Below are 24,705 nucleotides of genomic sequence, written 5' to 3' on the forward strand. Positions count from 1 at the left end.
GCCTCCCGATTCAAAGACCCAGGTTGCGGCGAATGCGCGGAATCGGCGCTTCGACATCGGGCACGAAGGGCAGCCCCGTGACGAGTTCACAGAGCGCAATGTAGCGGCGTGCCGCTTCGACGCGCACGTCGTCTGCCAAGGGCGGAGGCGGCCCCTCTCCCCGATACCCCTGGGCGACGAAGGTGTTGCGCACGTAGTCCTTGTCGAGCCCCCGCGGGTCTTCGCCGCGATCGAAGCGCGCCTGGTAGTCGTCGGCAAACCAGTAGCGGGAGCTGTCAGGGGTGTGCACCTCGTCGATGAAGCACAGCTGACCATCGGGCCGGCGGCCGATTTCATATTTGGTGTCGACCAGGATCAAGCCGCGTCGGGCCGCCTCGGCCTGCCCGAAAGCAAAGAGCCGCTGGCACATGTCGGCCGCCAGCTCAAAATCTGCCGCCGAAAGCGCGCCTCGGCGCAGCAGTTCATCGCGCGACACGGACTCGTCGTGCCCGCCCTTTTCGGCCTTCGTCGAGGGGGTGAGCAAAGGGGCCGGGAGGAGCTGGTTTTTGCGCATCCCCTCGGGCAACGCATGCCCACAGAAGGTGCGAGCGCCGTTTTGGTAGTGGTACCAAATGGAGGTCTTCGTGGTGCCCGTCAGGTATGCACGCATCACGAACTCCACCGCGAGGGGCTCACACTCCACGCCCACCATCACGACCGGATCAGGTACGGCCAGAACGTGATTGGGCACCAGATCCTTCGTGAGTTCGAACCAGTGCCGGGCCATGCGGTTGAGCACCTGGCCTTTGAAGGGAATCGTGCCCAAAACCACGTCAAACGCGCTGATCCGATCGCTTATGACGATCGTGCGGCGGCCCCCCTCGATGTAGCAGTCTCGGACCTTGCCTTCGTACTTCGTGCCAAGCTCGGTGAAGTCGGTGCGGTCGAGGGTCTTAGCGAGCTGCTGGCGGATGACGTCGGTGTCGAGCATGGGCTCAGCTTTCGACCGACAACGCGCGGTCGATGATCGCATCGACGTGGCGCAGGTGGTGCTGAAGATCAAAAGCTTGCGCGATCTCGCCAGGCGTAAGGCGCGCCGCGATGTCGGCGTCCTCCGCGAGGAGCTGCTGGAACGAGGGTCCCTGTGCCTGCGGCAGGCCGATGCGGGCCGCCACGACGAGTGCGTTGCGCTGAACCAACTCGTAGGCGGCCTGCCGGGCCATGCCCTTGCGCACGAGCTGCAGCATGACGGCCTCGCTGAAGTAGAGCCCCCCGGTCAGATCGAGGTTCTGCTTCATGCGGGCTTCGTTGATCCCCAGCCCCTCCACGAGACTCGCCGCACGGCGCACCATGAAATCCGCGAGCGCCGTGGCGTCCGGACCCATCACGCGTTCCACCGAGGAATGGGAGATGTCGCGTTCGTGCCACAAGGCCACGTTTTCGCGCGCTGCCTGCTCGTAGCTTCGCAGCAGGCGCGCAAGGCCGCAGAGATTCTCCGACAGGATCGGGTTCTTCTTGTGAGGCATCGCGGAGGAGCCCTTCTGGCCCTTGCCGAAGGCCTCAATCGCCTCTCCCACCTCCGTGCGCTGCCAGTGGCGTACCGTGATGGCGATGCGTTCCACAGCGGTGCCAAGGCGGCCCAAGGCGGAAAAGAACGCCGCATGCCGATCCCGCGCCACGACCTGGGTGGGCACGGTCTCGGGCCGCAAGCCCAGGCGCCCAAGGGCCTTGGCCTCGATCGCCGGATCGAGATTCGCGTAGGTGCCGACGGCCCCGGCGATCTTGCCCACCGCCACCTCTTCGCAGGCGCGGACCAACTCTTTCCGAGCCCGGCCGAGCTCGGCAAAAAAGCCGGCGAACACCAGCCCTGCCGTAATCGGCTCGGCGTGGATGCCATGCGAGCGGCCAATCATCGCCGTCTTGCGGTGCGCTTCGGCCTTCGCGCGGCAAGCCTCGCGGAGCAAGTCCAGTCCCGCCAAGATCTGTTCACCGGCCTGCTTGAGCAAGAGCGCGAAGGACGCATCGAGCACGTCGGAGCTGGTCATGCCCAGGTGCAGCCACCGCGCAGGCTCGCCCGCCACCTCTTCGACATGCGTGAGGAACGCGATGACGTCGTGCTTCGTGCGCGCCTCGTGGGCAAGGATGGCGCCCGCGTCCAGGCGGCCCGCCGCGCGCGCCCTGACCTGGGCGGCCGTGCCGGAGGGAACGAGCGCTGCCTCTTCCATGGCCTCGCAGGCCGCGAGTTCGACCTCGAGCCAGGTGTCGTAACGCTTGAGGTCCGACCAAAGGTCGCGCAGGACGGGGCGGCTATATCGTTCGAGCATCGGAGGGAACTAACTAGCCGAATCGGCCAAGCAGGGCAACCGAGGGGGTGGGGAATCTGGAACGAAACGCATCGCGTTGTCCTTCCCCGAGGCCCTCAGTGTCTCTGCGGGGGCCGCGCGGGCGAAGACCGGCTTCAGCGATCCCCCAAAAGTGCGGCCCGTCACGGGGGGGCCGGCTGTTCGTTGCGAGCAGCACGTGAGCTTCCGCTCTTTCGTCCGAGCGACTAGATTGAAGCGCTCACATGCTCGCTTTGCGTCGGCCCTGGTCGCTCGCCCGCCAGAGGGCGTTTTTCGTCGGACTCGTTACAGCGATTCTCCCGGCCTCCACGACAGGGGCCGAAGAGACGAACCGTACCCTTTCCCCCGGGGCCGAAAGCACGGTCGAGACGCTGACGCCAGCTGATGCCGCCATGGCCGAAGCCGCTCAGGCCGCGCGGCAGATTCGGTTTCCCAAGGTCAAACACCCGGGCGGCGAGTTCGAGGCCAAGGTGTTTGCCGCCGAGCCCCTGGTCCGCAACCCCGTGGCTTTTGCGTTCGACGAGCAGGGCCGCGTGTTCGTGGCGGAGGGCCACCGGCTTCCCACGGGCGTGCTCGACAACCGCGGTCGGTTGAAGTGGCCCTCCGAGGCCTTCGTGAAGAAGGCAAGCAAAGAGCGCATGGAGCAGATCGGCCAAGAGATTCTCAACGCCGAGCTCTCTGCCCGCACCGTCGCCGATCGAGAGCGCTTGCTGCGGACGTATTTCGAGGGCGATCTCGAGCGATTCACCCAGGACTCCGACATTGTCAAACGGGTCGTGGATGACAACGGCGACGGCGTGGCCGACCACGCGACGGTGTTCGCAGACGGCTTTAACCGGCTGCTGGATGGCCTGATGGCGGGTGTCCTGGTACGCCGAGGCCAAGTTTGGGTCACGAACATTCCCAGTCTGTGGCGTCTACGCGATGCCAATGACGACGGCGTCGCCGATGCCCGCGAAGAGGTATCAACTGGCTACGGGGTACGCTACGCGTTCTTGGGGCACGACCTCCACGGCCTCGCGCTCGGGCCCGACAGGCGTTTGTACTTTTCCCTCGGCGACCGGGGGGCCGCCGTCAAGACGAAGGAAGGCAAGCTGCTGTCCGTACCCGATCGGGGCGCCATCTTCCGGAGTGAGCTCGATGGAACCCGGCTCGAGATCTTCGCCGAGGGGCTGCGCAATCCGCAGGAGCTGGCGTTCGACGAATTCGGTAACCTCTTCACGGCGGACAACAACTCGGACGCCGGCGATCAGGCGCGCTTCGTTTACGTGGTCGAGCGGGGAGACTCGGGCTGGCGATTGGGCTACCAGAACCTCGGCGACCCCGCCCCCCGCGGGCCCTGGAACAGCGAAGCTCTTTGGCGCCCTGCCTTCAAGGGCCAGGCGGCCTACATCGTGCCGCCCATCGCGAACGTGGCAAACGGCCCCGCGGGCCTCACCTATCACCCCGGGACCGGTCATCTGCGCGCCTACCGGCAGCACTTCTTCCTCGCGGACTTCCGAGGCCAAGCCAACAACAGCGGCGTGCTTGCGTTTTCGCTGCGCCCGCGAGGGGCCGGCTTCCACCTGTCGAAGCCCGAGAGGTTTGCCTGGGGCGTGCTGGCCACGGACGTCGACTTTGGCCCCGATGGAGCGTTCTACGTCTCCGATTGGGTCTACGGATGGAGGGGCACCGGGAAGGGCCGTCTTTACCGTGTGACGGAAAACGGTGTGGTGTCAGCCGAAGCGTCTGCCGTGGGAGCCTGGCTCGCCGGCAGCGGTGCGGACCGCGCGCCGGAGGAGCTACAGAGGAAGCTCGCCGCCCCGGACATGCGAGTCCGTCGCGAGGCCCAGTTTGCGCTCGTCGATGCCCGCCGCGACGATCTTCTGCTCGAGAGCGCACAACCCGGGCAGCCCTTGTTGGCCCAGCTCCATGCCATTTGGGGCCTTGGCGAACGTCTGCGGCAAACGCCTTCGGCCCGTCCACGGCCGGAAACGACGAGCGAGGCTCTGGTGGCCGCTTTGGTCGCTCGGCTCGAGGACAAACGAGGCTCGCCCGCCGAAGAGGAGGCCCGGGCCCAGGCAGCGAAGGTGCTGGGAGATGCTCCGGGCGACGGCCCCGTACGTGCTCTGACGGCCGCACTCTCCGATCGCACCGACCGCGTGCGCTTCTTCGCGGCCCTGGCGCTGGCGCGGCTTCGTGCCCAAAGCGCGCAGGACGCCGTGGTGGCCCTGCTGGCCCGCAACGCCGATCGAGATCCCTTCGTGCGCCATGCGGGCATCCTGGCCCTTTCCGCCGGCGGAAGCCCCGAGGAACTCGCCACGCTCGCGAAGCACCGTTCACCCTCCGTTCGGCTTGCCGCCGCGGTGGCGCTGCGCCGCCAGGGCTCTCCCCTGCTGGCGGGCTTCTTGGCGGATGCCAGCCCCTTGGTGGTCAGAGAAGCGGCGCGCGCCATCAACGATGTGCCCATCGAGGCGGCAACCCCGGCGCTGGCAGCGCTCGGGGCCAGGGGCCTTCGCATCAAGGACGACGTGGTCCAAAGCCGGGTCCTGCACGCCAACTTTCGCCAGGGAACGAAGGAAGGCGCGGCGCTGTTGGCCAAGGTTGCAGCCGACCGCACGGCCCCGGAACCCTTGAGGCAGGAGGCCGTGAGTGCCTTGGGCGAATGGACGAAAGCCCCTCCTATCGACCGGGTCACGGGAGCCTACCGCCCGCTGCCGACCACATTCCGAGATCCCGAGGTGGCGTCATTCGAGCTGCGCGCCGTGTTGGGCCAGATCCTGGCGCGGCGACAGCCCCGTGTGTTCGTGACCGCCGCCCACACCGTGGCCGCTCTTCGCATCGGCGAGGCCACGCCCTTCTTGGCGCGCGCGCTCGAACAAGCGTGGGACGACGCGTCCGTTCGGCTTGCCTCGCTCGACGCCTTGGCGGCGCTGGGCGCCCCAGAGCTTGCGCGGGTCTTGCCACGCGCCTCCGCAGACAGCTCACCACGCGTGCGCTTGTGGGCGCTCAAGGCGCGGGTCAAGGCCAACCCGGCGCAGGGCTTGCCGCTGGTCGACGAGACCCTCGCCAAGGGAGCGCTCGCCGAAAAACAAGCAGCCGTGGCGATCCTGGGATGGCTGCGCGACCCGGGTGTACGCCCTCGGCTTGGCGCTTTGCTCGACGAGCTGCTGGCCAACAAGCTTGAGCCAGGCTTGACCCTGGACGTGTTGGAGGCCGCAGCGAAGCGACGAGAGGCAGAGCTCGACGCCAAGCTGGCCGCCTTCGAGGAAAGTCGCCCGGACACAGACCTTGGGCCTTTCGCGGAGGCCTCGATCGGCGGCGATCCCGAGGAGGGCCGGAAGGTGTTTCTGTACAACACGCAAGTCCAGTGCCGCCGCTGTCACAGCATCGAAGGTCACGGGTCCGAGGTGGGCCCCGAGCTCCTGGGCATTGGACGCCGCCGCTCCCGCGAGTACCTGCTCGAAGCGGTGGTATATCCCAGCAAGCACTTCGCACCAGGGTTCGAGTCGGTCCTGTTGACGATGAAGGACGGTTCGATCCATGGCGGCACGGTCAAGAGTGAGACACCGACCACGCTGGTGCTGGACTCCGCCGAAGAAGGGGTCATCACGGTGGACAAGCTGAACATCGCCGACCGCGAACCTGGCGCCTCGGGGATGCCGGATGGGTTCGGCAGCATCCTGACAAAGCGGGAGCTGCGGCACCTGGTTGCCTTTCTCGCAGCGTCGAGGTAACGCGGCCGGAGCGGCCACGACCTGCGCTTTGAACGGCCGCTTCAGGGACCTGGAGGCTGAGGCAAGTGCAGCACGCCCACGCCCACGAGAATGCCCACCACGCCCACGGTGACGAAAACCACGGCCCGCAACGTGGCCCGACTGAGAATTCGATTCAAGCGGCTCTCGCCCTGCACCGGGGGACGAACCACCGCTTGCAGCACGCCACTCACGACGAGAACGATTCCGCTGACCATAAAGAACTTCGTCACGCGTGGGACTCCGCAAGAGGGCTCGTCGCAACCGGCTCGTTGGCCAGCTCTCGATCGAGCAGGGCCGCATAGGCCACCATCAACTGTCGCGTGAGGGGGCCGGGACAAACGCTGCCCAGGTTCTGCCCATCGATGCGGCAGACCGGCAAGATGCCGCGTGCGGCGCTGGTGATGAACGCCTCGGACGCGCGGCGAAAATCGTCCGGGGAAAACGTGGTCTCGCGCCAGGGGAGGTTCTCGGCCCGCGCAAGCGCCAACACCTTTTCACGCGTGATTCCGGGCAGGATGCCCACGGACAGCGCAGGCGTCACGAGCACGTCATCGATGACGGCGAAGACGTTGCTCGTCGCGCCCTCTGCGATGAAGCCCTCGGGAGAACACAAGATCGCCTCGTGCACGCCAGGGCGGCGGGTGCGCGCCTCTCCGAGCGCCAGAACGTTCGTGAGATAGTTGCCCGACTTGACGGCCGGATCGAGCGCACCGGGATGGTTGCGCGTTACCGAAACCACCTCCACACCGACCCCTTCTTCGTAAAGATGAGGCGCGGGCGGATTGAGGGGTTGAACGATGACGATGAGCTGCGCTTCGGTCGCGGCGTGGGGATCGAGGTCACCCGAGCGGCCAATCCCTCGCGTGACGACGATGCGCACGCGGGCGTCGGCGTTTTCCGCAGCCCTGACCGTGCTGCGGACTGCGGCTTCGATGGTTTCCCTGGGTGGCAAGGCCAAAGCGACGCGCGCTGCCGAGCGCTCCAGCCGATCCAGATGCTCCTGCAAGGCAAAGAGCCGCCCCCGCACCGTGCCCACGGTCTCGTACACGCTGTCGCCGAAGAGGAAGCCGCGATCGAAAACCGAGACCTTGGCAAACTCGGGTTCCACAATTTGTCCCGAGATGTAAACACGGATTGACATGACGCAAACAACGAAGCTAGTACATCGGGACACTCACGGCCATCCCTACCGAGGCGACGCTTGAACATCCTGAGGCTTCGTTGCCAGGACGCAGAGGAGTTTGAAAGCGTCCTCCGTAAAGATGAAAACGGAACCCATGTGTTCTGTCCCACCACCACGCCGCTCATCAGCGACACGCCCGTGGTCATCGAGCTGGTGTGTAAGGCCCTGCCGAACCGGGTCATGATCAAGGGCATCGTGCTGCAGTGGCGACCGGCCCTGCCCCGCCTTCGTGTCCGCGCAGGCGTGACGGTGCGCTTCGACGAAGCCGAGGGGCAGAAGGTGGCGTTCGTGACCGAGACGCTCAGGGGCATTCGGCCCCCCGCCCCTCGCCGCAAGCACACCCGCCTGCCCGTGGCGCTTCCCGCGACCTTGCGCATCGAAGGCCAACCTCTGACGAGTCAGGTGGAGCTTCGCGAGATCAGCGTGAGTGGGGCTCTCGTGGGTGGCATTGCGCCCCCACCCATCGGGACCGAGGTCGTCCTCGAGTTCGTCCCCCCCGGAGGGGAGGCGCCCATGGACCTGGCAGGGCGCGTGCTTTACCACGCCAGCGAAGACGGCACGGGCATCCGCTTCCTTTTCAGGGAGGGAGGCGGCTCGCGGCGCTTACGCGAACTGGTCAGGCGCATCAAGCAGGCCTGAACTCAGGTCCTGCAACCTCGCGGGGTTGCGCCCGCGACGCGGTGGCGAGGCTCGTGGCGGCGGGAGAGTTTTGTCGCGAGATGCTAGGATCGGAGCATGGCCGAGGAACTGCTACTCCTCTCGCCCGCCCAGATCGAGGCGGCGGCCAACGTTGGTCGGCTGGCGCGCCTGGCGGAGCGCCTCGTGGAAGAGAGGAGCTGGAGCTCGGTCGACATGCTCCTGGCTCACGCCTCCCTGGACGTCGTCCCACTCGACGAGCTTGCCGCCGCCGCGCGGGCCATCGACCGCGCGCTGGCCCGCATGCCCGAAGCGCGCAGTCGCCGGGCCTCCATCCAGAAAGAGATCTCCACCCTGCGCGCCATGGCCGGAGCGGCGCTGGCCAAGCGGCTCCGACACGATCCCCTCGCGGCCGACGAGCGCGACCTGCTGGCGCTGGCAGCCGAGCTGCTCTTGGCGGCCGGCGATCCCCGCGAGGCAGCCCGTTTATTCGAACGGTCGGGCGAGGACCTGCGCGCCGCAGACGCCTACGGCGCTACGGGAGATCTCGAGCGGATGGAGGCCTGCCACCAGCGAATCGACGAGCGACGGGGCGCGACCCGCGCGGTCTCGGAGCTCTCCCGAAAGGTGGAAGGGTTGATCGAGTCTGGAGATCGCCTCGCAGCTTTGTTGCTGCTGGAAGCAGCACCGCAGCCTCTTCTCGAAGCGTCGGGGATGAACACCACGCGAACCGATTTGGCTGTCAGACTCCGGCGCGGTCGCGGCATCACCCTCAAGGTCCAACATCCCGAGCCCAGGACGCTCCGCTTTGCGGGGGCGCCCGCCGTACTGGGGCGGGATCCCGCTTGCGAGCTGCCCTTGCGCGATCCGGGCGTCTCCCGGCGTCACGCCGTCATCATTGCCGATGGTGGTCGCATGGTGGTGGAAGATGCAGGCTCCAAAGCGGGGACGACGATGGCAGGGGCCCGCTTGATGGGAAGGGTGCCGCTTGGGCACGACATGGAGATCAGCCTCGGCCGCCTGTGTCGTCTCACGGTCACCTGCAACCGCCCGGGTCTCGTGAGACTCGAGGGCCAGACGGGGCTGGATCGGGCCTTCAAGGCCATCGTGGCAGAGGGATCCGTGGACCTGGCAGAGGTGTTCGATGGAGGGGCTGGGGTGAGCCTCAACCTGGACGGAGGGGTCGCACGCCTCGAGCGCCTGGCGAGTCAGTTGGTTCGGGTGAGCGGGCGCTTCATCGGACGAAGCTGCGATCTCCTGCTCGGCGACACCATCGAGATCCTGGGTGAAAACGAGGCGATGACCCTGGAAGTCGTGGCATGAGCGGCGGGTCCCGAGACCGACTGCCCCTGCTACGGACAAAGCTGGCGGCAGCCCCCCACGATGAGCGTTCGCGTCTGGAACTGGCGCAGGCGTTGTCGACCGCCGGCGAGGCAGACGCTGCCAAGGCCACGGCCGCGCCCCTCCTCGATTCTTACGACGACGAAGTCTGGGAGCAGTCGATGAGCCTGCTTGGCCACTTACACGAGCGGGCGGGCGAGCACAACGAGGCCTTGAAACTCTGGGAGAGGCTGTTGGCCCTCGACGTGGATCACCCCGCCGCACGTGCTCACCTGCAGAGGCTGAACCGAGCCCTCGTGCCGGCCACGCCTTTACCTCGCATGCCGCTTCGACCCGAGGCCACCTTGCTCTCACCGGAAGGGGTCATTGCGGCGCGGTACGAGATCTTGGCGGAGCTGGGGCGCGGCACCACGTCTACCGTGTTTTTGGCGCGAGATGCCCATTTGGATCTCCAGGTGGCGTTGAAGGTGCTGCACCCGTTCCTTGCGGCCAGCAGCCGCAGCGAGCTTCGCCAGCGCTTTTTTCGTGAAGCCCGGTTGGCGGCCGGATTGCGCCACCCGGGCGTCGTGGCGATTTATGATCTCGACGAAGAGACCCGCAGCCTCGCGATGGAGTACCTGCCCATGGGGACCCTCCGCCACAGACTGAACGACCTGGGACAGGACGGGCAGGCGATGCCGCTCGAAGAGGTGAGGGCCACGACCAAGGCCCTCTTGGCTACCCTGGCAGCCGTGCACGACGCGGGTCTTCTGCACGGCGACCTCAAGCCACGCAACATTCTCTTACGGGGTACCGGGTGCCCGGTACTCGGAGACTTCGGTGTAGCGCGCTTGCTGTCGGCAAATCCCCAAGCCTCCGGGGTGGGCCCGGCGGGCACGCCGCTTTACTTCGCGCCGGAGCAGCTTTTGGGCGCCGACTCCAGCGTGCGAACGGACTTGTTTGCGATGGGTGCCATCGTGTGGGAGATGGCGGCGGGACGCCCCATGCGCACCCGAGCCGACTTGACGAGCGGCCGCTTCGAGGCCCCGCCTTTCCCGAGTGAGGTGACGCCTACCTGGCGCATCACGGCTCCGGACCTCCTCGACCTCGTGGCCGCCTTGACCGCCGCAGAGCCTGCCGCGCGGCCGCTGAACGCTCAGGCAGCGCTCGCGATTCTGGGTTGAGGCCGCAATGGGGCTTCTCTGCCAGGTGGGCAGGGGTATTATCTGCGGCTCCATGCCAGCGCCACTATCGCAGCGGGTCATGTCCAACCTGGGTTGGGCTCTCCACTCCGTACGGACCCACGCCCGAGCAGCGGCCCTGCTGCTCGTGGCTTGTGGTGTACTGCCCCTCGAGGCGCGGGCAGAAACCAGCGGGCAAGACGGCAACCTCCTGGCGGGACTTACGCCCATCGCCCGGCAGGGTGTGACCTCTCCGGCGCGCTTGACCGACGGGCGCGCGGCTGACGAAGGCGCGTTCTGGCTCACCGACCTCACCACCCGCTTCCGCAGCAAGGACGCCTTCGCCACCTTCGACCTCGGCACCCCTTCACCCATTCGTTGCGCGTACCTTCAGGGAGACAACAACGACGTTTACGAGGTCTCTGGATCCATGAACGGCGATGATTACTTCCCGCTGTTCGTGGCCCCCGCCGTGAATGCGGTAGGCCTGCGCGACCGCACCTTGAAGCTGAGCGCCACCGCCCAATTCGTGCGCATTCGCGCGTACGGAGGGGATGGTTCCTATTCTCTCTCGGAGCTTGCGCTGTACAAGACCTGCCCGGAACCTTGGCCTCCCGAGGTCCATCGCGTCGAGGGCACAGCCCTGGCCGACACCGTGAAAACACGGGTGCATTGGGTCGCCGTGGCAGGTGTCTTGTTCGTGCTTTTTTTCCTCGCTGGCAGGCCACGTGGGCAGATGATTTTGGCGGGAGCTGGGCTCGGGGTCCTGGTGGCAGTCGTCGCCCAAGACCTGTTCACCCTCTATCCGTTCTTCGACCAGGAGCCGTTGATCCGTGCCACCGTTGCGGTCGTGGCGGGCAGCCTGGCCATTCGGGAGTTCCTGCTGCCAAACCTCCCGACGCTCGACAAGCGTGCCTCCGGAGCTTTGTTGGGCATTCTCGCGGCGCTGTCCGTGGGTTGTTACTACCACTTCGGAGCGGCCCAGTTTTGGCACGCCAAGGAAGGGCGAAACACCTACGTCCATAGCTACGACATGCGCCACTACTTTCCCGTGGGAAAGTACTTCAGCGAGCTGAGCTTCGATGGCCTCTACGCGGCGAGTTTCGCAGCGTTCCTCGATCTGCGTGACGCCCCCTTCGAACAGTACGGCGATCAACGTTTCCGAGACCTGCGCGAAAGCAAGGTGAAGTCCGCAACCGAGATGCGTTCGCACGTCGAAGACGTCAGAAGACGGTTCTCCGATGAGCGATGGGCGGCCTTCAAGGCCGACATCCTGACCTTCGTCGAGATCATGGGAGACCGTGCCTTTCTCGACAACATGAACGATCACGGGGGCAATGCCACGCCCGTCTGGCTCTTGAGCGCCAGTCCGGTGTTGCGGCTAGTCCCAGCCACCGAGATCACCTTGGTGCTCCTGGGGTTGTTCGACCCCGTGCTGCTCGCCGTGATGTTCTTCTTCGTCGGGCGCGTCTTTGGCTGGCGCGTGATGGGATACGTTTTAGTCCTGTTTGGAGCGACTGATTTCTATCAATTCGGTAGCAACCTGATGGGCTCGATGCTCCGTCAGGATTGGCTGGTGGCGCTTGGACTCGGTGCCTGCGCCTTCAAACGTGACAGGTTTGCGCTTTCGGGTGCGCTCTTCGCCTATGCGGGGCTCATCCGCGCCTTTCCAGCCATGGCAACGTTCTTTGTCGTGTTGCCTGCCCTGTGGTGGCTCGCCGGCGAACGTCTTCGCCGCAAAGCCATGCCTGCGTGGGCCGAAATCAGGGCGGCTGAACGGCCCACGATTCGTGCCGCGGCCGGAGCCCTCGCCTGCGTCGTCTTGCTTTTCAGCCTCTCCGCCGTGGTCTTCGGTCCTCGGGCATGGATCGCATGGGGAGAAAAGATCAGCATCCACGCCTCCGACGTCAGCGTCAACAACATCGGCCTTCGCAACGTGATGGCCTATGACCCCGACGCCACGGCGCGCAAGCTCACGGAGTCCGGCACACCCAACCCATGGGGCGTTTGGGAGAATAACTTCTTCGAGAACCTACGGCGCCGCGCACCTGCGCACGGACTCGCCATGGCTGCGTTCGTCGTGCTCGTCGTCTTGGCGTGTCGTCGACGCTCACCCGAGTCTGCTGCTCTGATCGGACTTACCACGATTCCGTTTTGCTTCTATCCGTCCAACTATTACCTGCACCTCATCTTCCTGCTGCCGCTAGCGATCTCTGCCAAGCAGTCCCCTCGGCGGTTTGGAGAATGGGTGGCCATACTTTGTGCCCTCTGCGTGGGACAGTACGCAACTTACGATTGGGCGCATGGCTGGACGGATGAGTTCTTCAACTATCAGAGCTTCTTGCTCATCGCCGCGTTCGTCGCGATGGTGTGGCCCTTGGCGCGGGAGGGATGGAGCAAGACCCTTGCCTCGGGAACTCCTTCGAGCGAGACAGATGTGAGTGCCGGGGCGAAAACGTAGACAATAATTTTCGCGAGCCTCGACGCCCACGTCTATAGTCGCGCCCGTGGGCTCGGAGGCATCGATCCCGTTCAGAGCGTCCCAGGCCGCAGGGGCTGCTCCGGAGCCGGCCGCTTTGGCATCGGCGGCCCACGCGCTATGCGATGCGGGTCGTGCGGCTGAAGCCGAGACGATCGCGCGCTGGTTGATTCACCAACACCCCAACTTCTCGGGCGGCCAAATCGTGCTTGGGCGCGTTTTGTTCGAGCAGGATCGTCTCGATGAAGCCGCCGATATCCTGCGAGCCACCACGATCCAGTACCCGGCTTCGGTGGCGGCATACCGCTGGCTGTCCGAGGTGCTGGTACGTCAGGGGCGGTGGGCGCGGGCGCGGGCTGTCCTGAACCAAGCGGTCATGCTCTCACCCGCCAATCGCAGGCTGGGGCAGCTTCAGATGCTGGCGGGGCAAGCCGCGCAACGACAGGACGCCCCTGCAAACGTCATCGAGGCGCGAGACGACAGCACCACGAGAGCCATGAATCTTGCGACGCCTCTTCCGCCCCCGATCCCCGTGCAAGGACGGGAGCCGCGCAGTCGACTGAGCGAAGACGATCCCACCCCAACAGGCATCGCGCCGCCTGAAACACCGCTCTACGCGCGCCGGGACTTCCGCCCCGAGCCTGCCCAGGAGGCACCCTCCCCTGCGGCCGAAGTACGTCGCACCGCCTCGGTGTGGCCACCACCCCTGGTGGATCTGGCGCCGCCGGCCGAAGCCTCGCGGCTCCGGGCTCCCGAAAGCGCCGTGATCAACGTGGCGCCAACGTCACGCCCGCGAGACTTCGAGCACACCCCTTCGGTCACCTGGAAGGGCATTCCCGTACTGGACCAGCATTGGCGCCGACGCTGGCCCCGGGGCCTCGCGTGGGGCGCGGCCCTGGTCACGACAGCCGCGCTTGGCTTTGGAAGCCTGCGCTGGATGATGCGGGAGGCGCCGATCACGGCGACGATGCCGGAGGTGCCAAAGCCAGCACCGAGGGAAGCGCCCAAGGTGGTCGAAACGCGTCTGCCGCAACATGTGGAGCTCATGTTGAGCAGCCCCGCGTCCTTGCGCGAGGTCTTGAAGGCGCGGGAGGGAGGTTCTGAACCCGCAGAGGTCGCCAGCCGCAACCTGGCAGCCTCCCTGCTTCGCCTCGATTATGGAGAGCCCCTCGGCGCTCCGGGCTCGGACACGGCGCCAGACGCTCTCGAGGGGGAGCTTGCCGATGCGGCCCTGGCAACGGCCGTCTTCAACGCGCTCGCGGAGGGCAAACTGGACCGCGCAGGGGCGTTGGTGCAAGGCGCACAGTCCCGGCGCGAGGGCTCGATTTGGATACCTTTGGCCCAGGCGCGGCTGCTGCAAAGGCAAGGCAATCTCGAGGGGGCCCGCGACAAGCTCGCCACCCTTCCCGACAGCGACGCGACCGGGCCCCGCCTGCTGCACGCTGAGCTCGCGCTCGATGCCGGGCAGCCCTCCGAGGCCCTCGAGGCCCTGGCGCCCCTGGAGGCACGCAACCCGACGCATCCGCGGCTGCGGCAGCTCGCCTTCGAGGCAGAACAAGCCCTCCGTCCCGAATCCGCGCCGGCTGAAGTGGCCTGCACACCCGATCTGCCGCCCAATCAGTTGATGGCGTGCACGGGCCGGCTGGCCAGCCATGCACGGCGCACCGGCGATCGGAACGAAGCCGCCCGGCGCCTGGCCCAGCTCGCAAAACTGGAGGCCACGGACCCGCGCATTCTCGCCGAGGCGGTCGTGACCCTCAGTCAGATCGGGCAGTCTGGAACGGCCCACGTCTTTCTGGAACGCCTCAGGCGCATGACTGCACAAGCCTTTCCAGCCCGGGAGTGGGCCGAGCTGGCATGGGCCCTGGGACGAGGCCCGGCGAACGTCAAGCAGATGGTGCCTCCACGTCCCTGGACAGCGGAGACGCGTCTGTTGGCGGCGCGTGCGGCCTACGCTCGGGGAAACGTGCGCGCCCTGGCCGCCACCTTGCAAGAGATTGGGGAGACGGCCGTTCGTGCCGATGACGATTTGCGGTGGTGGAGGTTGCTCTCGCGCCAAACGCCAGCTTCGTCGATGGTCCTCGCCTCACGCCTGCGCGAATCCAGAAAGCCGCTCGGGCCGGTGGGCACGTTCGTCGCAGGTCTCCTGGCGGAAAACAGCCGCAGGCTCACGAGCCACTTCATGGGGCAGGCGTTGGCGACCCCAAACCACGCCGACCGCTGCTGGGCCGCGTCCGTCTACGCGCGGGCACAGCGAAACCTGGGGCGTGATCCCACCCGCTTGCCTGCCCTGCGGACGCTGGTCGAGGGAGGGTTTTGCAACTGATCAGAACGAGACCACGACGCCTACCCCCAGGTCGAGGACATGGGCGGTGTGGGAAAGGCCCCGCAAGAATTCGAGTCCAAGCCGCAAAGCCCACACCGGCGACAAACCAATGTCGCCATGCAGACCGGCCCCCACGATGAAAGGGCCGCCCCTCACCGTGTCGCTGCTCGTTCGCCCAAGCACTTCGTTGGGGGGAATCACGAGACGGAAACCCTCTCCCGCCCCGCCCGAGCGCTGACAGCTGAAGGCTCGAATGAGCCCCGAATCGGCAGCCACAAGATGGCGCGCAGCAAGCCCGCATTCGCCCCCCTCCGCCGGGCGCCCTTCACGGGCCCCATCGCTTCCCTCGTGGACGATCACCTGGTTGCGCCCCTGAACAGCCAGAGCAAAGTAGCGCGCCACTCGAAAGCCCAGCTCCGGCCACAGCACGAAGGCCCCGGACGGCGGTGTGCCCGATGAGATCTCCGAGCCGTACCACTCGAGCTCGGTGGTACCGTGAAAACCAAGGCCCCCGCCCTACCGAAAGCGCCACCCAGAAGCGACGCCCCTCCGTAGAGGCGGGGAGCGCTCTCGACCCGAAAACACCGGGCCGTCGTTGCTGGGGGTGCCACCGTCCCCCTTCGGCCTCCCTCCGTACGGCCCCGAGGGTGTCATCGTGGGGTCACCGCTCGTGCACCGTCTCGCACGATCATCAGGTTGGGGCTGTCGGAGCGGCCGTTCTCTGCGACCGGGGTGTCCGTGGCATCACGGCCTTCGAAGTAGAACTGGAGGACGCTTCCGGTGAGGGTCTTGCCCGGAACCACTGCCACGTACCACCCCTTCGGCGTCTTGACGGCGGGAACCGATTCGTAGGTCTCGTCGCCGGGAACACGAAAGAAAAGCAGAACCCGCGAGACAGCGACGCCCCGGCTGCACCACACACCGAAGCACAGCCTTCTTGCGCGGAGGCGCCTCATCGGGGGTTCGGACAGAACAGCGGACGCGGTACGGACGCCGGCAGATCAGGCTCTTCGGGCATCGTCGACGACGTGGCGCGCCTCTTTGCCGGCGACGCCAGCGCCAAGTCCGGGCGCCAACAGCATTCCGCACGTCAGGGCAACCGCCGTCGCGGCCAGGCTCACCTCGAAAATCCGGCGTGGCATCGGGTCGGAAACCTATCCGACTTCTAAGGCGTCGTGATCACGAATTCGACACGTCGATTGCGCTCCCGCCCCGCAGCCGTGCGGTTCGTCTCAATGGGTTGGTCTGGGCCCAAAGCCCACGGACTCGAGGCGGCTCGGTGCCACGCCCAACCCCATGAGGTGCGCCTTCACGGCGTCGGCACGCATCTGAGACAGCTGAAGGTTCGAGGCGGGCTTGCCCTGACTGTCCGGTGTGGGCCCTCGATGCGAACGTGCATCGTCGGCCGCGCCGCCAGCGCCGATGCCACCTCTTCGAGCAGGTCGAAGCTACGCGCCTGGATCTGAGCCTTGTTCGTGGCGAAGAAGACCTTTTGCTTGAGCTCGATCTTGTCTTTCTTCACCTCGATGTGCTTGAACCGCTGGGGACAGCCCTCGGTGCCCACGGGTCCTGCCTCGTTCGGGCACTTGTCGGCCGGATCGTCGATGGTGTCCTGATCGTTGTCGCGGTCGGGGCAGCCGTCCGCGTCCTCGAACCCGTCGAAATCCTCGGGTTCCCGGGGACATCGGTCACGCGCATCGGGTACGCCGTCGCCGTCGTCGTCGACGTCGGGGCAGCCGTCGGCGTCTTGAAAATCATCCCGGTCTTCGGGCTCGAGGGCACACTGATCCGCGGGATCGAGCACGCCGTCGCCATCGTTGTCGGGTTCAGGGCAGCCATCGCCGTCCTGAAAGCCGTCAAGGTCTTCCGCCTTTAGGGGGCATTGGTCGGCCTCGTCGAGCAGACCATCGCCGTCGCGATCGCGGGGCTTGTGGCCTGCGACGGCGACCGGGGCGTCGGGCTCGGGATCGGGCCTGGCCACGCAACGCTCGGGAGGTGACTCCCTGAGAGCCTCGCTGACCTGCGATTCGGCGATCTCGAGGTGATCTTTTGCGCGGAAGTAATCGCCCTGGTGAAGCTCGCTTTCTGCGAACACGACGTGCGTCTCGGCGAAGGCGAGCTGCCGGGGCGCACACTTGTACGCCCCGGCCTCCCGCGCCTCCCCGATCAGGGAGCGCACCTGACGCGAACGCTCCTCGAGACGGGCCCCCGCGCAGCCGGTCAGAAGCAGCCCCATGACCACAAAAGCCCCTACGGCGCGCGACGACGTGCTCGCCACAGACACCCGCTGCTGAAGGCAGGATCGCCCGGTCATGGCTAAGGCTCCTCGTGGGTGGGCAGGCGGCCCTTGCGGGGCGTCTTGACTCCCGCGCGCCCGGACTCGTCATCCTCTGCATGGCGACCTGGAGCAACGGAACCGTCCTCGGGGGAGGGCGTGTCCTCACCGGCCAGAGCCGAGCCGCCCGCTGCCGGAGCCTCGGAAGCCGGGGTCCGCGGCAATGATGGCGACCCCGAAGACGATCCACCGCGCAGCGAGCGCTCCCCCCGAGCCCGGCTCTTCCCAGCTCCGGCCTGCCTTGCCGCTCCCCGCGAGAGGGCTTTCGCGCGATCGGCGAGCTCCTCGGCCAAGAGGCCGTACTCGAGAGCCGTTTGGTACTGCGAATCGCCCGGCCTCCTCACGCGCCTTCTTCAGGTACTCCGCAGCCAGCGCCGTGTATTCGTAAGGAGCAAGCTCATCCGCCTTTTCGCGCCGGGCCTGCGCGAGTGATGCCGAAGCCCGTCCGCCCACCTGTGCGAGGTACTCGACAGGCCCACAGCCGACGGGAAGCGCGACCACCAGCGCCAACGCTGCTACCAACCTAGGGCGCGACACGCTGAGCCGACCGTATACAGCTTCCCCCAGCGAGTCAAGCGCTCTAAATCACGATGGGTTTCCCGACTCTGCGGGCTGATCCCCGGTCCTTCGAAGCGGTCGCATCACGGGGCCCCCGTAACGCCCGGCACGCACGCGACGCACGGCCCCGGGGCGGCGGTCCGAGGGGGGAAGAGCCAAAGTCATTTACGGCTGCGAGGTCGGCGATGCCGCGCAGAACCGTGCCGAATGCACGTTACGGCCTGTGCGTCCCGACCCAAGAAGATCCGGAAAAACCTTGCATCCCGCGTAGTTTCCGCGATATGGCTTTAAGGCTCACCCCCTGTTCCCCCCCGGAGGCCAAGTGGACCGACTGATAGCATTCTTGCTCGAACACGCGATACTCGACTTTTCCGGCGACCTGAACATGGAGATGCTGCGCGAATTTCTACGCGGCGACGAAAGCCCGGAAGCCCACGCCCTCATCGCGAAGGTTTCGGGGCAAGGGTCTTTGGACGATATGATCGTGACCTTGGCCGACTGCCTTCAAGAATACATCCGAACGGGTGTCAACGAGAAGCTCGTCAAGGAGCAGATCAAGGCCTACGCCGAAAGCTGAACGTTTCGGCTCGGCCTTTCTCAAAGCCCGCCATTTGGCGGGCTTTGTCGTTTTCGCCACCTCGTGATTCCGGATGACGTCGAGGGGCCTTTCCCGGCACGAACCGGCGGCACCAGCCGCATGCGCGCGCAAGGAACAAAAAAGAAACAGCGGCGAAACAGTTCCTGTGACTTACTTCGCCGCGCGTCCTCTCGCCAAACCCCGTGAGGCCGAACGCACAGACCAGACGTCCCGATATCCCCAATTGGGTCACCCCGGGCTCTCGTGGGTTGCCCCTGCTCCCCTCCGTTGATACAAAGTGCCTGAATTGCAAGCTAAGCAGTCGAAACAAAAGCGGTTCCTGTCACGCAGTCTCGGGCGCTGGGCGCTGTCGATGGCGGCCGTGCTGGGGGCGCAAGCCCTGGGGCCGACGGCCGAGGCAGAGGACGTGATGTCCCTCCCGCTGGACGAGGCCCTGCGTATGGCCGTCGCGAGCAGCCCGCTCGTTCGGCAGGCCGAGGCAGAAACCCAAGCGGTGAAAGCGCGCGACGTGGGAGCCGCGCTGTTGGTCCCGAGCAACCCGGTGGTGGGTGGCTTTTTGGGGCCGCGGCGGGAATCGAACCAACCGGGGCCCGTGGCGCGAGGCACCCAGTTCGGCCTGCACGCCGAGCAGCAGCTCGAGATCTTCAACCAACGCGGGACCAGACGAGCCGTGGTCAGGCAGGCGGTGGAGGCCGCGCGGTTCCGGCAGGCCGTGGCGCGCAACGAGACCCGGGCCCGTACGAAAGCTGCCTATGTGGCGAGCGTGCTCGCGAGGAGCCAGGCCGAAGCGGCGCTGAAGCAAGAAGAGCTCGCCCATCAGCTGCTCGCGGCCGTCAAAGCCCGCGTCGAGGAAGGGGCAGCGTCCGACATCGACATGCGTCTGGCCGAAGCCGAGCTGGGACAAGTCGAGCGTGCCCGACTCGAAGCCGAGCAGTCGGCCATGATGGCGCTCACGCCTCTTCGCATCTCCGTGGGCCTGCCCCCAGGCACCGAGGTGTCGCTGACCACCGACGTGGCGCGACCCGAGCCGCGAACCGAGGCGCTCGATCAGCTACTGACGTTGGCGCGAAGCCATCGGGCGGAGCTGTCGCTGATCGAAAATAGCCAGCTCGAACTCGACGCGGAACTGACCCGGCTGTCCCGGGAGACGCTTCCGAACCCCACGGTGTTCGTCGATCTCCAGAGGGACTTGCCCGGTCAGCTCTTCATGGGCGGAGGATTGCAGATGCCCTTGCCCGTGTTTCGGCGAAACCAGGGCGACAAGGCCTTGGTCCGCGCAGCCAAAGTGAGCCTCGCCGTCGAGCGGGACGTCACCGAGCGCCTGATTGGCCACGAAGTCGAGCGAGCCTTTCGTGCCGTGGGTCTCTTGAGACGCCAGCTCGAGGTCATCCAGACGAGCGTGTTGCCGGCGGCGCAGGCCTCGGTAGACCTGCTGCGGGAAGGGTGGCGAGCGGGCAAGTTCGATTTCTTCCGGGTCATCCAGGCCTCGCGCGAGGTCTGGGTGGCGCGTCGTACGTATTTTGAAACTCTCGGCGAGCTGTGGCTGGCCGTCATCGAACTGGATCGAGCGTTAGGACAAGTATGAGGCAACACGCGGTGCAACCACGGTCTTCTGAGCGGTCTCGAAACGGACGGGTGGCCCTTCCCTTCCTCGGCGAAGGCGGCGCCCCGGGCAGGCGGACACGGGCGTGGCCCGTCAGTCTCCTGTCGCTGGCCCTCCTTGCGCCAACGGGCGGCTGTAACGAGGAGAACAAGCCAGGTGCCGCCCCCCCGGTGGCGGTAGCGACCACGCCTGCGCCTGCTGAGGGTGAAGCCCTCGGTCAAGCGTTGGCGCTCACGGAAAAGGCGCTCAACAAGAACCCCATCTCCACCGCCGAGGCGCGCATTGCCCGGCTCTCCCCTGACGTGGACGTCGTGGGCTCGGTGGCTGCCAGCGAAGACCACTTGGCCATCATTGGTCCCTTGGTCGACGGCCGCATCGCCGCTCTCAACGCGGGCATCGGGGACGTCGTCAAAAAGGGGCAGATCCTCGGGTGGATCGAGAGTGCCCAGGTGGGCGAGGCCCAGGCGCAGTACCTGACCGCCCAGGCGCAGCTGCATGCGGCCGAAGCGAACCTCAAGCGCGAGACAGATCTGGTCGAGCGTCGCATTTCGTCGGCACGCGAGCACGAAGGCGCGGTGGCGAAGGCCGTGACGGATCGTGCCTACCTCAAGGCCGCCACAGAGTTGCTTCAGGCCATCGGTTTTTCGGACCAGGACATCCAGTCCCTCGATCGCAAGGGCTACATGGGAGGACGGGTGCCCATGCGGGCTTCGATCGGGGGCACCGTGGTCAAGCGCTACGTCACGTTGGGACAGGCCGTCGAGCGGGCGACCGACGCGTTTCGGATCGCCGACATGAGCCGGCTGTGGGTTCTGCTCGACATTTACGAAAAAGACCTGGCCAAGGTGCGTATGGGCCAGGACGTCGAGCTCAGGACCGAGGCCTATCCCGGAGAGGTCTTCAAGGCGACCCTCACCCAGGTCGAAAACCTCATCGATCAGCACACACGAACGGCGCGCGTCCGCATCGAGCTCGACAACCCCAACGGCAAGCTGCGCATTGGGCAGCTGGTCACGGCGAGGATCGTGGGAAACCCCAAGCTCGTCGCCCAGGAGGTCCTGGCCGTCCCGCGAACAGCGGTGCAGAGGGTCGATGGCAAGCCGCTCGTGTTCGTGAAAGCCGAGGATGGCCAATTCCGTCGCCGCGTCGTGGACCTCGGAGGCTCGGGCGGCGAGCTCATCGAGGTGCGGGCCGGGCTCAAGCCCGGGGATGTCGTGGCCACGGACGGCGCCTTCCTGCTCAAGAGCGAACTTCTGCGCTGAGGACGGTTCATGCTCGAATGGATCGTCACTCAATCCGTACGCCGTCGCGGCGTGATCATCGTGCTTTGGCTTGCGATGCTGGCATTCGGCATCTCGAGCATGAAGAACCTCTCCGTCGATGCCGTGCCCGACGTCACCAACGTCCAGGTGTCGGTGATGACCAGCGCCCCGGGCCTCGCGCCGCTCGAGGTCGAGCGGTACCTCACTTACCCCATCGAGATGTCGATGAACGGGTTGCCGGGCCTGGCCGAGATACGCTCGGTCAGCCGCACCGCCGTTTCAGCCGTGACCAGCGTCTTCAAGGACGGAACGGACCCCTGGTTCGCGCGTCAGCTCGTCATGGAGCGGCTGAAGCTGGCGGAGACCCAGATTCCGGAAGGCTACGGCAACCCCGAGCTGGGTCCGGTCTCGACCGGCCTTGGTGAGATCTACGAATTCTACCTCACGTCCGAGCGTCATTCCCCCATGGAGCTGCGGACGCTGCTCGACTGGGTCGTTGCCTACAAGCTTCGCTCGGTCCCTGGCGTCATCGAAGTGAACGGAATGGGCGGTGAGGCCAAGCAATACCAGGTCATCGTCGATCCCAAGCGGCTTGCCGGATACAAACTCTCACTCGGCCACATCCACGACGTGCTCGAAAAGAACAATGCGTCGATTGGAGCGGGGTACATCGAGAAGAACAGCGAGTCGTTCGTCATCCGCGGTGACGCCCTGTTCAAGAACATGGAGGACATCGAGAACACCGTCGTGGCCTCCGACGCTGACGGCACTCCGGTGCTGCTCAGGAACGTTGCAAGCGTGCGCCTCGGGCCTGCACTTCGGTTCGGAACGGTCACCAAGCTGGGCCGGGGCGAGATCGTCGCGGGCACCGTGATGATGTTGACGGGCGCCAACTCTCGCAAGGTGGTGCACGCCGTGAGGGAGAAGCTCGACGAAATTCAAAAGGAGCTCCCCGACGGCGTTCGCATCGAGAACTACTACGACCGTGCCGAATTCATCGACCGCATGCTCAGCACCGTGGCCATCAACTTGGCCGAAGGCGCGGCCTTGGTCGTCCTGGTTCTCCTGCTGACGCTTGGGACGCTTCGGGGGGCCCTTCTGGCTGCACTTGCGATCCCCATGTCGATGAGCGTCGCCGTGATCGGCATGATCCAGCTCGACGTCACCGGCAACCTGATGTCTCTCGGCGCCATCGATTTTGGCCTTCTGGTGGACGGCTGCATCGTGTTGCTGGAAACCGTACTCGTGCAGATCGCACTGAGGAAGCCGCACAACCGGGAGGATCTGGCGTTCGTCATCGCCGGGGCCGCGAGGCGCGTGGCTCGTCCCGTCACCTTCGCTTTGGCGATCATCGCGCTCGTTTACTTGCCGCTCATGGCCCTCGAAGGCGTGGAAGGCAAGATGTTCAAGCCGATGGCGGTCACGGTGGCGCTGGCGCTCTTCGGCGCCTTGCTCTTCTCCCTGACCGCGTTTCCCGCCTTGGCCGCGACCTTCCTCACCTGGAATGTGAAGCACCACGAAGAAGGCCACGGGGTCTGGGGGAAGCTCACCCTCGCCTACGGCGCCGTGCTGCGCCGCGTGTTCCGTGCGCAGACGCTCACCATCGTGCTGGCGCTCGCGGGCCTGGCGGGTGCGGGGTACATCGGCTCGGGGCTCGGTGCCGAGTTCGTGCCACGCCTGGAAGAAGGCGAGCTGTCCCTGGACGTCAAGCGCTTGCCATCGGTGTCGATCACGGAGGCACAACGCCTGGGCGTGCAGGTGGAAGACGTGCTCTCCACGTTCCCGGAGGTGCTCTCGGTGGTGACCCGTACGGGCCGCGCCGAGGTGGCGACCGATCCTGTCGGTCCCGACGAGACGGAGGTCATGGTCAAACTGCGTCCGAAAAAGGAGTGGACGACGGCCAAGACGCTCGACGACCTGGGAGAGGCCATCAAGTCCAAGGTCGAGGCGAACGTGCCGGCGACCTTCGTGTCCGTGTCGCAGCCCATCGAAGACCGCGTCAATCAACTTCTGGCGGGGTCCCGCGCTGACGTCGTCATCAAGGTGTTCGGCGAGGATCTCGAGGTTCTCAAGGCAACGGCCGACGAGATTGGCGCGGTGATCAGGGACGTCGAGGGGCGAGGCGACTGGCGCGTCCAACGCGTTTTGGGCTTGCCCTTCGTCGAGGTGCAGGCAGACCGCAAACGCTTGGCCCGCTACGGCATCACGGCGGACCGGGTTTTAGAGGTCGTCGAGGCGTCACGTATCGGCAAACACGCTGGCACGATCTTCGAAGGCGAGCGGCGTTTCGACCTCATGCTGCTGCTGCCGCCCGCCGAGCTCACCACGGAGTCACTGGGCGAGCTGCTGGTGGCCTCTGATGATGGACAGCTGGTTCCCCTGGCTTCGGTGGCCACGATCACCGAAACCGAGGGGCCTGCCGTCATCAACCGCGAAGGTCTTCAACGGCGTGTGCTGGTGGAAGCCAACGTGCGCGGCCGAGACCTCGTGAGCTTCGTCAACGATGCCCGGGCGCAAGTCGAAGCCAAGGTGAAGGTTCCTCCGGGCGTTCGGGTGGAATGGGGCGGCCAGTTCGAGAACTTCAGCCGCGCTGCAGACCGCTTGGGCCTGGTGGTGCCGATCGCGTTGGTCACGATCTTCGGCATGCTGTTCATGATGTTCGGCGACCTGCGTCTGGCCGGGGCGGTGTTCGTGGGTGTGCCGTTCGCGCTCATCGGAGGGGTGCTGTCGCTCGTGCTGCGGGGGCTCGATTTTTCGATCCCCGCTGCGGTGGGCTTCATCGCGGTCGCTGGCATTGCGGTGCTCAACGGGGTGGTGATTGCGTCGGAAGTGCGCCGGCGCATCCAGGACGGTGTTCCCGTACGGGACGCCATCTTCTACGGCTGCCGCTCGGTGCTGCGTCCTGTCGTTACCACGGCCCTGGTAGCTGCCATCGGCTTTCTGCCCATGGCCACCTCTACACGCGCGGGCGCCGAGGTGCAAAGGCCACTGGCCACCGTGGTCATCGGCGGGATCCTCTCGTCGACCCTGCTCTGCCTGCTCGTCTTGCCAGTGATTCTGCGCCTGCTCGTACGAGAGCAGGAGATCGCCAGCCCCGGCGAGGCCCGCGGGGCCGCCTGAGCGCCCCCAAGGCCCCACGCTTCGCGAGGTCAACCTCAACCTCGCG

18 protein-coding genes and 1 pseudogene are annotated in these 24,705 nt (G+C 66.1%); 10 read left to right on the plus strand and 9 right to left on the minus strand.

Going from position 1 to position 24,705, the window contains the following annotated elements; translation table 11 throughout:
* Nucleotides 1–10 precede the first annotated feature (10 nt).
* Together KA712_22915 and purB are read right to left on the minus strand one after the other, a co-directional pair.
* Nucleotides 11–970 carry a phosphoribosylaminoimidazolesuccinocarboxamide synthase gene (locus KA712_22915; protein MCG5055820.1) on the minus strand — a complete coding sequence of 320 codons (960 nt, stop codon included), beginning with the start codon at nucleotides 968–970 and terminating at the stop codon, nucleotides 11–13.
* A 4-nt stretch (nucleotides 971–974) separates the two neighbouring features.
* On the minus strand, nucleotides 975–2,303 hold the full coding sequence (gene purB / locus KA712_22920; protein MCG5055821.1) for an adenylosuccinate lyase: 1,329 nt from the start codon (nucleotides 2,301–2,303) through the stop codon (nucleotides 975–977).
* A gap of 242 nt (nucleotides 2,304–2,545) precedes the next feature.
* Between purB and KA712_22925 the strand changes: the two genes are divergently transcribed.
* Nucleotides 2,546–6,037, plus strand: a complete 3,492-nt coding sequence (locus KA712_22925; GenBank protein ID MCG5055822.1) for a PQQ-dependent sugar dehydrogenase — start codon at nucleotides 2,546–2,548, stop codon at nucleotides 6,035–6,037.
* 41 nt (nucleotides 6,038–6,078) lie between these two features.
* Here the strand turns inward: KA712_22925 and KA712_22930 are convergent, their stop codons facing one another.
* Both KA712_22930 and KA712_22935 read right to left on the minus strand, forming a co-directional pair.
* Nucleotides 6,079–6,288, minus strand: coding sequence for a hypothetical protein (locus KA712_22930; protein MCG5055823.1), 210 nt, complete (start codon nucleotides 6,286–6,288; stop codon nucleotides 6,079–6,081).
* Nucleotides 6,285–7,199, minus strand: coding sequence for an aminotransferase class IV (locus KA712_22935; GenBank protein ID MCG5055824.1), 915 nt, complete (start codon nucleotides 7,197–7,199; stop codon nucleotides 6,285–6,287). Before KA712_22935 ends, KA712_22930 begins: the two co-directional genes overlap by 4 nt.
* Nucleotides 7,200–7,337: 138 nt before the next feature.
* Here KA712_22935 and KA712_22940 point away from each other — a divergent pair, with 138 nt between their 5' ends.
* The 5 genes from KA712_22940 (at nucleotide 7,338) to KA712_22960 (ending at nucleotide 15,183) form a co-directional block, all read left to right on the plus strand.
* Nucleotides 7,338–7,880, plus strand: a complete 543-nt coding sequence (locus tag KA712_22940; protein ID MCG5055825.1) for a PilZ domain-containing protein — start codon at nucleotides 7,338–7,340, stop codon at nucleotides 7,878–7,880.
* A 96-nt stretch (nucleotides 7,881–7,976) separates the two neighbouring features.
* Nucleotides 7,977–9,200 (plus strand): FHA domain-containing protein, encoded by a 1,224-nt coding sequence (locus KA712_22945; GenBank protein ID MCG5055826.1) that lies wholly within the window; start codon nucleotides 7,977–7,979, stop codon nucleotides 9,198–9,200.
* Nucleotides 9,197–10,381, plus strand: coding sequence for a serine/threonine protein kinase (locus tag KA712_22950; protein ID MCG5055827.1), 1,185 nt, complete (start codon nucleotides 9,197–9,199; stop codon nucleotides 10,379–10,381). Before KA712_22945 ends, KA712_22950 begins: the two co-directional genes overlap by 4 nt.
* Nucleotides 10,382–10,460: 79 nt before the next feature.
* A complete protein-coding gene (locus KA712_22955) occupies nucleotides 10,461–12,839 on the plus strand; it encodes a discoidin domain-containing protein (GenBank protein MCG5055828.1) in 2,379 nt (792 codons plus the stop codon).
* Between the two features lie 46 nt (nucleotides 12,840–12,885).
* A complete protein-coding gene (locus tag KA712_22960) occupies nucleotides 12,886–15,183 on the plus strand; it encodes a tetratricopeptide repeat protein (protein ID MCG5055829.1) in 2,298 nt (765 codons plus the stop codon).
* Here the strand turns inward: KA712_22960 and KA712_22965 are convergent, their stop codons facing one another.
* From KA712_22965 to KA712_22985, 5 genes and pseudogenes are all read right to left on the minus strand, one after another.
* Complete coding sequence (locus KA712_22965) at nucleotides 15,184–15,612, minus strand: hypothetical protein (GenBank protein ID MCG5055830.1); 429 nt, start codon at nucleotides 15,610–15,612, stop codon at nucleotides 15,184–15,186.
* A 221-nt stretch (nucleotides 15,613–15,833) separates the two neighbouring features.
* Entirely contained in the window at nucleotides 15,834–16,139 is a 306-nt protein-coding gene (locus tag KA712_22970) for a hypothetical protein (protein ID MCG5055831.1), read from the minus strand.
* Between the two features lie 45 nt (nucleotides 16,140–16,184).
* Entirely contained in the window at nucleotides 16,185–16,325 is a 141-nt protein-coding gene (locus KA712_22975; protein ID MCG5055832.1) for a hypothetical protein, read from the minus strand.
* A 23-nt stretch (nucleotides 16,326–16,348) separates the two neighbouring features.
* Nucleotides 16,349–17,497: pseudogene (locus KA712_22980) on the minus strand (OmpA family protein).
* A gap of 126 nt (nucleotides 17,498–17,623) precedes the next feature.
* On the minus strand, nucleotides 17,624–18,055 hold the full coding sequence (locus KA712_22985; GenBank protein MCG5055833.1) for a hypothetical protein: 432 nt from the start codon (nucleotides 18,053–18,055) through the stop codon (nucleotides 17,624–17,626).
* Nucleotides 18,056–18,398: 343 nt separating this feature from the next.
* On the opposite strand from KA712_22985, the gene KA712_22990 reads away from it, so the two are divergent.
* The 4 genes from KA712_22990 (at nucleotide 18,399) to KA712_23005 (ending at nucleotide 24,659) form a co-directional block, all read left to right on the plus strand.
* Nucleotides 18,399–18,653: a hypothetical protein gene (locus tag KA712_22990; GenBank protein MCG5055834.1), complete on the plus strand. Its 255-nt coding sequence runs from the start codon at nucleotides 18,399–18,401 to the stop codon at nucleotides 18,651–18,653.
* Nucleotides 18,654–18,960: 307 nt separating this feature from the next.
* Nucleotides 18,961–20,259 (plus strand): TolC family protein, encoded by a 1,299-nt coding sequence (locus tag KA712_22995; protein ID MCG5055835.1) that lies wholly within the window; start codon nucleotides 18,961–18,963, stop codon nucleotides 20,257–20,259.
* Between the two features lie 50 nt (nucleotides 20,260–20,309).
* The gene (locus KA712_23000) at nucleotides 20,310–21,539 is read left to right on the plus strand and encodes an efflux RND transporter periplasmic adaptor subunit (protein MCG5055836.1); all 1,230 of its coding nucleotides are present in this window, start codon (nucleotides 20,310–20,312) and stop codon (nucleotides 21,537–21,539) included.
* Nucleotides 21,540–21,548: 9 nt separating this feature from the next.
* Nucleotides 21,549–24,659: a CusA/CzcA family heavy metal efflux RND transporter gene (locus tag KA712_23005; GenBank protein MCG5055837.1), complete on the plus strand. Its 3,111-nt coding sequence runs from the start codon at nucleotides 21,549–21,551 to the stop codon at nucleotides 24,657–24,659.
* Nucleotides 24,660–24,705: the final 46 nt, after the last annotated feature.

This window comes from Myxococcales bacterium (assembly GCA_022184915.1).
Classification (GTDB): domain Bacteria; phylum Myxococcota_A; class Polyangia; order Fen-1088; family Fen-1088; genus JAGTJU01.